At 73.7% G+C, this 2,773-nt stretch carries 3 protein-coding genes and 1 pseudogene; 3 read left to right on the top strand and 1 reads right to left on the bottom strand.

The genetic code is table 11. The features are described from left to right. Positions 1-570: OB-fold nucleic acid binding domain-containing protein (locus tag PROKR_RS24185; protein WP_036968766.1), on the top strand; the 570-nt coding region annotated here is incomplete at its 5' end. Here PROKR_RS24185 and PROKR_RS24180 read toward each other — a convergent pair. Then, positions 553-1,188, bottom strand: coding sequence for a TetR/AcrR family transcriptional regulator (locus tag PROKR_RS24180; RefSeq protein ID WP_051433311.1), 636 nt, complete (start codon positions 1,186-1,188; stop codon positions 553-555). The two genes, PROKR_RS24185 and PROKR_RS24180, sit on opposite strands and share 18 nt — an antisense overlap. Positions 1,189-1,307: 119 nt before the next feature. Here PROKR_RS24180 and PROKR_RS24175 point away from each other — a divergent pair, with 119 nt between their 5' ends. After that, positions 1,308-2,408 (top strand): LLM class flavin-dependent oxidoreductase, encoded by a 1,101-nt coding sequence (locus tag PROKR_RS24175; protein ID WP_051433310.1) that lies wholly within the window; start codon positions 1,308-1,310, stop codon positions 2,406-2,408. Positions 2,409-2,425: 17 nt separating this feature from the next. Then, positions 2,426-2,773, top strand: a pseudogene (locus PROKR_RS36085) (LLM class flavin-dependent oxidoreductase); the annotation flags it as partial.

Genomic DNA, 2,773 nt, shown 5'->3' with positions numbered 1-2,773 from the left:
GGGGCGCTGGAGCCGCTCGACGTCGACCGCCGGGAGGGGCTGTGGGCAGCGGGCGCGCTGGGCCAGGAAGGGCCGACGACGCTGCCCGGCGTCAGCGTCGGCGTCGACGCCCCGACACTGCCCGGGATGAGCGAGGCCGAGCTGGCCCAGGCCGACGCGTGGGCCACGGGCGTCACCCCCGACTCCTACCCGACGCAGCACGTGCGCCCGGGGCTGGAGGCGGCGGGCGTGCTCACCGTGGCACAGGCGCTGGGGACCGAGGCGGGGCGCCGGGTCGCCGTCGGCGGGGTGGTGACGCACCGGCAGCGGCCGGGCACGGCCGGGGGAGTGACCTTCCTGTCCCTGGAGGACGAGACGGGGCTGCTCAACGTGATCTGCACCGTCGGGCTGTGGCAGCGGTTCCGGAAGGTGGCGCGGTCGGCGCAGGCCATGGTGATCAGGGGCCGGATCGAGGCCCAGGACGCCGACGACGACGCGTCGCCGGGCGGAGTCCGCGCCGTCAACCTCCTGGCGGAGCACCTCGCGCCGCTGACGCTGACGGTTCCGGCGCGGTCACGGGACTTCCGGTAGGCGCGGAGCCGGCCCGATCACCCGCTCTGCCAGCTCCACCCATCCCGCCGCGATGCGTTCGACAGACATCCCGCGCCGGGTGTCGAGGTGGTTCAGCAGGGGCATGTCGAGGTAGGCGAGCAGGCTCTCGGTGAGCACCTCGAGGTCGCCCGTGGTGCCCGCCGCGGCGAGGAGCGTCGCGATGTGCCGCCCGAGCAGGTCGCGTGGCGGGTCGTTCGCGTAGCGCTGGGCGGCCGGCTCCTCGGCGGCGAGGTACATGTCGCGGTACCGGAGGCGGTGCTCGATGGCCGCGGCACCGAAGGCGCGCAGACGGTCGGCCGGGGAGGCGCCGGGTCCCAGGGGCGCGGGGCCGGTGAGGAATGCCTGCTGGAACACCCTCTCGGCGTGGTCGAGCAGGGCGCGCATGAGACCCGTGCGGTCCCCGAAGCGACGGAAGACCGTGCCCTTGCCCACACCTGCCTCTGTCGCGATCTGGTCCATCGTGACGTTCTGTGCGCCGTGCTCGGCCACCAGCCGCGCGGCGACGTCGAGCAGGCGGGTGCGGTTGCGCGCGGCGTCGGATCGCTCCTTGTGCGGCTGGCCCACCAGCGTGATCTCCGGTGGTCTCGGTGCGCTCATCCCACGAGCGTAGCCACCGCTCGTCGCCCGGGAACATATCCGGACCACGGTCCGTTACATCCCACGGCAAGATTCGGACCGTGGTCCGTTTCTCGGACGAGTGGCGGAGGAGCAAGGACATGGAGCTGGGAGTAGCGGTGTTCGGGGACGCGAGCGCGCACCCGGGGACCGGCGAGCGGGTCTCGGAGGCGCAGGCGATCCGCAACATCGAGGAGGCGGCGGTTCTGACGGAGCAGGTGGGGCTCGACTGGTTCGGCATCGGCGAGCACCACACGCCGGAGTTCCCGGCGTCGGCGGCGGCGCCCATCCTCGCGGCCGTCGCCGCGCAGACGTCGCGGATCAAGCTCTCCAGCGCGGTGACGGTGCTCGGCACGGACGACCCGGTACGGGTCTACGAGCAGTTCGCGACCGTCGACGCGCTGTCGAACGGCAGGGCGGAGATCATCGCCGGACGAGGGTCCTCGATCGAGTCGTTCCCCCTGTTCGGCTACGCGCTGGAGGACTACGACACGCTGTTCGCCGAGAAGCTCGAACTGCTGCTGGCGGTCAACCGTTCGCCCCGGGTGACGTGGCACGGCACGACCCGGGCCGCCCTGAACGGCGAGTACGTGCCACCGCGCGCGGAGCACGGGCAGCTCCCGGTCTGGCTCGGGGTGGGTGGCACACCGTCGTCCGCGGTCCGCGCCGCCGAGCTCGGCCTGCCGCTGGCGACCGGCCTGCTGGCCGGCAACGCGTTCCGCTCGGCCGCGCTCGCCGACCTCTACCGCGCCGCGGCGGGTCAGCTCGGCAACACCCCTGAGCAGACGCGCGTGATGATCGGTACGCCCGGCTTCGTCGCGGACGACGGCGACGCGGCGCGGGAGCTGTGGTGGCCGCACTACCACCAGTTCATGCGGGTCGTGGGTGAGCAGCGCGGGTTCCGCGCGCCGGGCCGCGAGGCGTACGACGCCGGGACCGCGCCCGACGGCGCGCTGCTGGTGGGTTCCCCGGAGGAGATCGCCGAGCGGATCGTCCGGCTGCACGAGCGGTGGGGCCACGTGCGCCAGTTCGTCCACATGGACTGGGGCGGCTTGTCGCAGTCGGAGCACCTGCACGCGATCGAGCTGCTCGGCACCAAGGTCAAGCCGCTCGTCGACGCGGAGATCGGCGAGCCGGACCCGAGCGGGACCGCGACGAGGGAGGCCGCCGTCCAGGCGGCCGGGACACCGGACGACGAATGAGAAGGAAGCGAAGCACGATGGAACTCGCGCTGGGGATCATGCCGGAGCCCTCGGCAGACGTTGACACCTTGACGGCCGACCTCGCACGCCAGGCCGAGGCCGGGGGCCTCGACCTCGTCGTCGTGCGGGGCGCGGACGCCGACGCCGACACGGCCGGGATCGACCCGTGGACCGCTGCCGTCTGGGTAGCCGGTGCCACCGAGAGCATCGGGATCGGGGTGGTCCCTGCCGGGGCGACCGAGCCGCCCGCGGGGACCGACCCGCAGGCGCCGGTGCCCGCGGTGGTCGACAAGGCCTGGGAGAGCGCCGAACTGCTCGCGGGACCGCGGCTCGTCGCCGGCTCCCGCTGGGTGGTCGCACCCCCC

Source organism: Promicromonospora kroppenstedtii DSM 19349 (genome assembly GCF_000515355.1).
Taxonomy (GTDB): domain Bacteria; phylum Actinomycetota; class Actinomycetes; order Actinomycetales; family Cellulomonadaceae; genus Promicromonospora; species Promicromonospora kroppenstedtii.
The sequence above is the reverse complement of the archived record's forward strand: the minus strand, read 5'-3'. Positions and strand labels throughout refer to the sequence as shown.